Below are 7,754 nucleotides of genomic sequence, written 5' to 3'. Positions count from 1 at the left end.
TGTACCCCCGACCGGATTCGAACCGGCGCTACCGCCGTGAGAGGGCGGCGTGCTAGGCCGCTACACAACGGGGGCCTGAACAACCTGACAGAGACTAGCCAACGCTGGGCCACTGCCACAAATCGTGGGCCCCTGTTGAAGATCGGGGCCGCACAACTCGCTGGGATACTAGGACTCGAACCTAGAATAACTGGACCAGAACCAGTCGTGTTGCCAATTACACCATATCCCACTAGCTCTACTGGATCAGTAGAGCTTGGCCTCTCCGACACCACTCGGAAGCGCTCCGGAGGACCGAGGAGAAACACTACACGGGGCTTCGGGGCGGCTCCAAAACGCCCGGTGTCGTCCGCGTCTGCAAGCCCATCCTGCGGGCCAGGGAGATGGTCAGGACGACGAAGATGCCCGACTTGGCGGTGCTCACGACCATGTCCCACCAGCTCCCCTCCCCCGGGTTCAGGGCCTGGGTCATGTCGCCGAAGAAGAGCGCGATGCCGAAGGCCAGCAGGTTGTTGAGCACGTGGTAGGCGATCGCCGCCTCCAGACCGCCGGTGGCGATCACCAGGACGCCGGCAACCAGACCGAAGGCGAGTCGGTCGAAGAAGACCGGCAGGCTCTGCCCTCCGTGTGCTGCGGCGAACAGGGCGGCCGGACCGATCACTGCGAGGTAGCGCGCCTTCACGGGATCCCGCACCAGGCTGCCGAACGCCTGCGTCAGGTACCCCCGGAACGCGTACTCCTCGGCCACGGCCTGCAGCGGGGTGAGCAGCACGATCACGAGCAGGAAGTCACGGGTGGTGTCGGTGAAGGCGTTGGCGCCCCCGGTCACGTCCTCGTTCTCGGCGCCGGGCAGCAGCGCCCCCAGGAAGATGGCGACCACCAAGGCAACCAGCGCCGGGCCGAAAGAGATCAGCAGCCACTTCCACCTGATGCGGGGCGCCACCGAGGCGAGCCAGCGCGGCTTGATGTCGTGGAAGACGCGGGTGCAGAACCACGCGGCCGGGATCGTGAGGATCAGCACGGCGTTGAGGAACAGCAGCACCGATGGCGTGACGTCGCCCGTGTCGGCCAGGGCCGTCAACCGGTCACCCAGCTCGTCCAACGGCGTACCGGTGGCCACCAGGATGGCGATCGAGCCGACGATCACGATGATGACGTTGACCAGCAGGAAGAAGACGCCCAGAGTCGCGATCCCGCCGATGTACCAGCCCCAGCCGCGCCGGCCCGCGCGGTAGATCCGGTGGTACTCCAGCCCGCCGACCTCCTCGGCGTCCGGCCCGGGCGAGACGGCGACAGGAGCCCCGTAGGGCGCCCCGGTCGGCGGAGGACCGTAGGACGGCTGCTCCGGGTCGCTCATCCGAGGTCAGCCCAGCGCGTTCTGGAGCCGCGAGAGGCTGCGCTCGCGCCCCAAGAGCTCCATCGACTCGAAGAGCGGCGGAGAGATCCGCCGGCCCGTGACGGCCACGCGCACCGCTCCGAAGGCGACCCGGGGCTTGAGCCCCCGCTCCTCCACGAGCGCCCGCTGCAGCGCCGCCTGGATCATGTCGGTGGACCAGGCCTCGAGCGGCTCCACGGCGTCGTACGCCGCCTGCACGACCTCGAGCCCGGCCTCGTCGAGCAGCTTGGCCGCGTCGGCCTCGTCGAGCACGAAGTCGGACTCGTCGACGAAGAGGAAGCCGAGCATGTCGGGCGCCTCGGCGAGCTTGTTGATGCGCTCGGCGATCAACGGCATCGCCAGCTCGAGCAGCTGGGCGTCCGCGTCGCTCACCGGGTCGGAGACGACGCCGGCCTCCTTGAGGAACGGCAGCACCCGGTGGGAGATCTCCTGCAACGGCAGCAGCCGCATCTGCGAGGTGTTGATGGCGTCGGCCTTCTTGAGGTCGAAGCGGGCCGGGTTGGGGTTGACGTCCTTGATGTCGAAGGCCTCCACCATCTCCTCGAGCGAGAAGATGTCGCGGTCGCCCGAGATCGACCATCCGAGGAGCGCCAGGTAGTTGAGCAGCCCCTCGGGGATGAAGCCGGAGCGGCGGTAGCCCAGGGCGTCGGCCTCGGGGTCGCGCTTGGAGAGCTTCTTGTTGCCCTGCCCCATCACGTAGGGCAGGTGTCCGAAGGCCGGGGCCCCCGAGCCGATGCCGACCTCGGCCAGCGCGGCGTACAGGGGGATCTGGCGTGGCGTGCTGGAGAGCAGGTCCTCTCCACGCAGCACGTGGGTGATCTCCATCAGTGCGTCGTCGACGGGGTTGACCAACGGGTACAGCGGGTCGCCGTTGGCGCGCGCCAACGCGTAGTCGGGCACGTCGCGGCTGTCGAACTTCACCTGGCCGCGCACGAGGTCGTCGAAGACGATCGGGCCGTCGGGCATCGTGAAGCGGGTGACGGCGGCGCGACCCTCGGCCTCGAAGGCGTCGACCTGCTCGGGGGTCAGCGTGCGGCAGAAGCGGTCGTAGCCCTGGCGCTTGGAGCCGGAGGCCTGGTGCCGGGCGACGACCTCGTCGTTGGTGCAGTAGCAGGGATAGGTGTACCCCGCCTCCGTGAGCCGGGCCAGCGCGTCGCGGTAGAGGTCGCCACGCTCGGACTGGCGGTAGGGCCCGTAGGGACCGCCGACACCGGGACCCTCGTCCCAGTCGAGGCCCAGCCAGCCGAACAGGTCCAGCAGTCCGTCGTAGGACTCCTGGGTGTTGCGGGCCGTGTCGGTGTCCTCGATCCGGAAGACGAAGGTGCCGCCGTGGTGACGGGCGAAGGCCCAGTTGAACAGGGCCGTGCGGACCAACCCGACGTGCGGGCTGCCGGTCGGGCTTGGCGCCATCCGCACCCGGACCGGCTTGGTGTCGGGTGTCGGGGTCGAGAAGGTCGTCGGGGTGCTCAACGTCGTGCCACCTTGTTCGTGAGGGATCCGAGACCGGCGATCGAGATCTCGACCTCGTCACCGACCTCCATCGGACCGACACCCTCGGGGGTGCCGGTGAGGATGACGTCCCCGGGCAGGAGCGTCATCACGCTGGACACGTGCGCGATCAGCGCAGGGATGTCGAAGATCATGTCGGCCGTGGAGCCGTCCTGGACGACCTCACCGTTGAGGTGCGTCTGGACCTGCACCCCGTCGATGAAGTGCTGGGGGTCGAGGTCGGTCTCGATCCAGGGACCGAGCGGGCAGAAGGAGTCGAACCCCTTGGCGCGGGTGAACTGGACGTCGGACTTCTGCAGGTCGCGGGCGGTCACGTCGTTGCCGATCGTGTAGCCGTAGATCACGTCGGTCGCCTGCTCGGCCGGGACGTCGCGGCAGATCCGGCCGATCACGACGGCCAACTCGCCCTCGTAGTGGAGGTTCTGGGTCTGCGGCGGGTAGAAGATCGGGTCGCCCGGACCGGCGACGCTGGTGTTGGGCTTGAGGAACATCAGCGGCTCGGCCGGTACATCGTTGCCCAGCTCGGCGGCGTGTGCGGCGTAGTTGCGCCCGATCCCGACCACCTTGCTGCGCGGCAGCACCGGCGCCAAGAGTCGTACGTCGGCGAGCTGGTGCTCCTGCTCGAGGAGCTTCAGGCCCACGTACATCGGGTCGCCGGCAAGGGCGACGAGGACCGCGCCTTCCTCTGGCTGCCCGAAGGCGTCGAGCTCGCCCGAGAGGACGCCGTAGCTGGGTTCGTCACCGGTGGTGAATCTCGCGATACGCACCCCCCGACCCTAGCGAGCGGGTGTGTCACAGCGACTCCTCCGGTCGGTCAGTCCTCCTGGGCCCCTGCTGCGTCGTCGCTGCGTCGCCGCTGCGCGATGTCTCGTTTGCCCGGACCGGGCTCCACGGGTTGAGTGGTGGCCATGACCGCGCTCGCCATCGCCCCCGTCGACGTCCACGACGACGTCGCCCTGGCCGCGTGGCACGACGTGGAGCCGGCGTCGGTCCATCACGAGCACCGCGCCGACGTCAATTTCGGGTTCGCCCCGGTCGAGATCGTGCACGAGGTGCAACGTGTCGACTGAGCCCGTGGCGCCGACGGCCCGAGTCGGGGCGCTCGACGAGGCCACCTGGCGGACCCGAGCGCGCGCCCACGCGGAGCGGGTCGACACGTTCATCCGCCCGCACCTCGAGCGTCGCGATGCCCAGGTCAAGCACCCCGTCCACGACTTCCTCTTCACCTACTACTCCCAGCGGCCCGCCCAGCTGCGGCGCTGGCACCCCGGCGTCGACGTCGAGCTGCTCGGCGGTGCCGACGACTACGCCCCCCTGAAGGGCTACACGGCGACCGGCGACGGCGCACGCGTCGACCCGGCGTACGTCGACTCGCAGCGGCCGCTGGTCACCGCGCTGCACCGACTGCTCACCGCCACGGCCGCGCGGCCGGCGCACACCGGCTGCTTCGGGCTGCACGAGTGGGCGATGGTCTACCGGCTCGAGGAGGACGAGACCCGTCACGCCGACTGGCCGCTGAGACTCGGGGCCGAGGGCACCGACGAGGTCGTGGAGTCGCACCGGATCGCGTGCTCGCACTTCGACGCCTTCCGGTTCTTCACCGCTCCGGCGCGCCCGCTCAACACCCTCTCCCCCCGCCGCGACGACCGCGCCTCCTTCGAGCAGCCGGGCTGCCTGCACGCCGGCATGGACCTCTACAAGCACGCCTTCCGGCTGACCCCCATGATCAGCTCCGACCTCGTCGCCGACTGCTTCGAGCTCGCCCGCGAGATCCGGGTGCTCGACATGCGAGCAGCGCCGTACGACCTGACGGGGCTGGAGGTCGACGGCGAGCCCTTCGATCCGGTCCGGATCGAAACCGCCGAGGGCAAGCGGGTGTATGCCGAGGCCCAGTCGGCCTTCGCCGGCCGGGGCGCGCCGTTGCGGGCGCGGCTGATCGAGGAGTGCGAGCGGCTGCTGCGCTGAGTCCGGCGACGCGGGGGCGCCCGGCTTGGTACGGCTAGAGCCCGGCCAGACGCACGAGGTTGCGCATGGCCATCGTCACCGTCATCGGCCCCACCCGCGGGATGAACACCGAGGCCTTGTCCTGCACCGAGTCGTCGAAGTTGCGGAACTGGCTGAAGTTCACGCAGATGGCGCCGGGGGCGATCTCGTCGGCCCCCACCAGGGGGAAGGACCGCGAGGGCACTCCGGTGATGACGACGTCGGCGCGGGCGAGGGCGGACCTGCGGTCCTCGTCGCTGTCGCGCACACCGTGGGCATGGCGGCCGATCGCGGGCTCGAACAGCTGCGTGCTCGACACGTCGAGCGAGACGACCTCGGCGCCGTCGTTGGCGAGCATCGCGGCCAGGGGTCGCCCGACGACCTCGCTGCGGTTGATCACGACCACGACCACGCCCTCCAGCGGCGCTTGGGCCGCGGTCCCGCCGAGGCCGGCCTCGCCGAGCAGCTTGAGGATGGCCAACGGGGTGCAGGGCAGGATCGCGCGCGATCCGGTGTCGAGCTCACGACGGTTCTCGTAGAGCATCCGACTCCAGAACGAGTGCATGCCCTCGACGTCCTTGCGTGGGTCGACGAGCTCGCGCAGCCACGGGTCGTCGACCGGACCCGCCAGGGGGTAGTAGCAGAAGATCCCGTCGACCTCCGGGTCGGCGTTGGCGGCCGCGACGGCCGCGGCGGCTTCCCGCTCAGCCACGTGGCTGAGTTCGACGTCGATCCCGACGGCGGCCCCGCCCCTCTGTGCCCAGGTGGCGTAGGTGTGGGCGGGGCCCTCGGCCTGGCTCAGCAGCCCGAGGATGCGCAGCGGGCGACCGCGCTCGGCGGACAGCCGGACGACGTCGGCCGACACCTCGGTCCGGAAGGCCTGGGCGAGGGTCCCGGGGTCGATGACGCGGGCCGTCATGTCGCTCCCGGTCCGCGGCTGCTCGTGCTCGTCCATGCCTTCATCGGGCAGGAGCCTAGTGGACCTCATCGGACCGATCGCCGGGGTCACGCCGTCGGCGCGTGTGCCAGGCTTTGCGGGGTGACCCGGATCGAGCGCGAAGGCGACACCATCCGCGGCGAGGACTGGTACGGCGACGACCTGCAGGACTCCCGCTTCGTCGGGGTCACGTTCGTCGACGTCGACCTCAGCGAGGTCACCACCGCCGGCGCGCACCTCGAGGACTGCACGTTCCGCAGCTGTCGGCTCAACTCCTCGACCCATGTGGCGTCGGCGTTCGTCGCCTGCACCTTCGAGGGCGCCAATCTCTTCGACACCACGTGGGACGGCTGCAAGCTCACCGGCTCGTCCTTCTCCCGGTGCACGCTGCGTCCGATGACGGTGCGCGGCGGGCAGTGGCTCGGGGTGAGCCTGCGGGGTGCCGACCTCAACCGGCTGGACCTGTCGCGCCTCGACCTGCGCGAGGCAGACCTCTCCATGGCGAAGCTCACCGACGCCGTGCTGCGCGACACGCGTCTGGACCATGCGACGGTGCGCCAGGCCGACCTCCGCTCCGCCGACCTTCGCGGCGCCGGCCTCGCCGGGGTCGACCTGGACACCGCCACCCTGGGCAGCACCCGCATCGACCTGGCGGGGGCCGTGCTGCTCGCCGAGCTGCGCGGCACGCTCGTCGACGTCGGAGGCGAGGCGTGAGCGTCAAGGGCGCAGCTCTCTCGCGGCCTGCTGACCTCACGCCGCCGTCGCGCCGACATCCCCTGGACCACTCCCGTGCCGGCTGCCGCCGGTCGGCATACTGAGCACCGATGCCCACCACCCCCAGGACCAGCACGCAGGAGCGCTCATGACCGCCTACGACCAGCTCGCCACCAGCATCCTGGACGGCAAACCGGCGACCGAGGACGACGCACTCGCGGTCCTGCGGGCCCACGACGACGAGCTGATCGAGGTCGTCGCCGCCGCCGGACGCCTGCGCCGCGAGCACTTCGGCAACACCGTCAAGGTCAACTACCTCGTCAACCTGAAGTCCGGGCTGTGCCCGGAGAACTGCAACTACTGCTCCCAGGCCCTCGGCTCCACCGCCGACATCCTGAAGTACAAGTGGCTCAACACCGACGAGGCCCTCGAGCAGGCCGCCGCCGGCCTCAAGGGCGGCGCCACCAGGGTCTGCATGGTCTCCAGCGGCCGCGGCCCCACCAACAAGGACGTCGACCGCGTCGCCGACATGGTCGGCTCGATCAAGTCCGAGCACCCCGACGTGGAGATCTGCGCCTGCCTCGGACTGCTCAAGGACGGCCAGGCCGAGCGCCTGCGCGACGCCGGCGTCGATGCCTACAACCACAACATCAACACCGCCGAGTCCCACCACGACAAGATCGTGCAGACCCACACCTACGCCGATCGCGTCGACACCGTCGGGAAGGCCAAGTCCGCCGGGCTGTCCCCGTGCAGCGGCCTGATCGCCGGCCTCGGGGAGAGCGACGAGCAGCTCGTCGAGGCCCTCTTCGCGCTGCGCGAGATGGAGTCCGACTCGATCCCGGTCAACTTCCTGATGCCCTTCGACGGCACGCCGTTCGAGAACACCTGGGAGCTCACCCCGGCCCGCTGCGTGAAGATCCTCGCGATGGCGCGCTTCGTCTGCCCCGACCGCGAGATCCGGATCGCCGGCGGCCGCGAGATGCACCTGCGCTCCCTGCAGGCGATGGCCCTGCACGTCGCCAACTCGATCTTCCTCGGCGACTACCTCACCTCCGAGGGGCAGGCCGCCGAGGCCGACCTCGAGCTGATCCGCGACAACGGGTTCGTGGTCCTCGGCGCCCAGCCGGACGCCGAGGAGACGGCTGCCGTCTCGCGTGACCCCGAGAAGCGCCGCCGCGGCGCCGGCACGACCGCCGTACCCAACGCCTGACC

The 7,754-nt window shown here is 70.1% G+C and carries 8 protein-coding genes and 2 tRNA genes; 4 read left to right on the top strand and 6 right to left on the bottom strand.

The genetic code is table 11. The features are described 5' to 3' along the window. Positions 1-2: 2 nt before the first annotated feature. The 5 genes from Q1K33_RS04685 to Q1K33_RS04665 form a co-directional block, all read right to left on the bottom strand. Positions 3-75, bottom strand: a tRNA-Glu gene (locus Q1K33_RS04685). Positions 76-160: 85 nt separating this feature from the next. After that, positions 161-232 (bottom strand) — tRNA-Gln (locus tag Q1K33_RS04680). Between the two features lie 75 nt (positions 233-307). Beyond that, a complete protein-coding gene (locus Q1K33_RS04675; protein ID WP_300401161.1) occupies positions 308-1,357 on the bottom strand; it encodes a CPBP family glutamic-type intramembrane protease in 1,050 nt (349 codons plus the stop codon). 6 nt (positions 1,358-1,363) lie between these two features. Next, the gene (gltX, locus tag Q1K33_RS04670) at positions 1,364-2,806 is read right to left on the bottom strand and encodes a glutamate--tRNA ligase (protein WP_300401163.1); all 1,443 of its coding nucleotides are present in this window, start codon (positions 2,804-2,806) and stop codon (positions 1,364-1,366) included. A 56-nt stretch (positions 2,807-2,862) separates the two neighbouring features. Then, positions 2,863-3,672, bottom strand: coding sequence for a fumarylacetoacetate hydrolase family protein (locus Q1K33_RS04665; protein ID WP_300401159.1), 810 nt, complete (start codon positions 3,670-3,672; stop codon positions 2,863-2,865). A gap of 141 nt (positions 3,673-3,813) precedes the next feature. Here Q1K33_RS04665 and Q1K33_RS04660 point away from each other — a divergent pair, with 141 nt between their 5' ends. Both Q1K33_RS04660 and Q1K33_RS04655 read left to right on the top strand, forming a co-directional pair. After that, positions 3,814-3,975, top strand: coding sequence for a hypothetical protein (locus Q1K33_RS04660; protein WP_300401157.1), 162 nt, complete (start codon positions 3,814-3,816; stop codon positions 3,973-3,975). Next, the gene (locus Q1K33_RS04655; RefSeq protein WP_300401155.1) at positions 3,965-4,870 is read left to right on the top strand and encodes a 3-methyladenine DNA glycosylase; all 906 of its coding nucleotides are present in this window, start codon (positions 3,965-3,967) and stop codon (positions 4,868-4,870) included. Before Q1K33_RS04660 ends, Q1K33_RS04655 begins: the two co-directional genes overlap by 11 nt. A gap of 34 nt (positions 4,871-4,904) precedes the next feature. Here Q1K33_RS04655 and Q1K33_RS04650 read toward each other — a convergent pair whose 3' ends face one another. Next, positions 4,905-5,843, bottom strand: coding sequence for a bifunctional methylenetetrahydrofolate dehydrogenase/methenyltetrahydrofolate cyclohydrolase (locus tag Q1K33_RS04650; RefSeq protein ID WP_300401153.1), 939 nt, complete (start codon positions 5,841-5,843; stop codon positions 4,905-4,907). Between the two features lie 84 nt (positions 5,844-5,927). On the opposite strand from Q1K33_RS04650, the gene Q1K33_RS04645 reads away from it, so the two are divergent. Beyond that, the gene (locus Q1K33_RS04645; RefSeq protein WP_300401151.1) at positions 5,928-6,539 is read left to right on the top strand and encodes a pentapeptide repeat-containing protein; all 612 of its coding nucleotides are present in this window, start codon (positions 5,928-5,930) and stop codon (positions 6,537-6,539) included. A gap of 148 nt (positions 6,540-6,687) precedes the next feature. After that, complete coding sequence (bioB, locus tag Q1K33_RS04640; RefSeq protein WP_300401149.1) at positions 6,688-7,752, top strand: biotin synthase BioB; 1,065 nt, start codon at positions 6,688-6,690, stop codon at positions 7,750-7,752. Positions 7,753-7,754 lie beyond the last annotated feature (2 nt).

Origin of the sequence: Nocardioides sp., assembly GCF_029937575.1 — a bacterium.
Taxonomy (GTDB): Bacteria; Actinomycetota; Actinomycetes; order Propionibacteriales; family Nocardioidaceae; genus Nocardioides.
The sequence above is the reverse complement of the archived record's forward strand: the minus strand, read 5'-3'. Positions and strand labels throughout refer to the sequence as shown.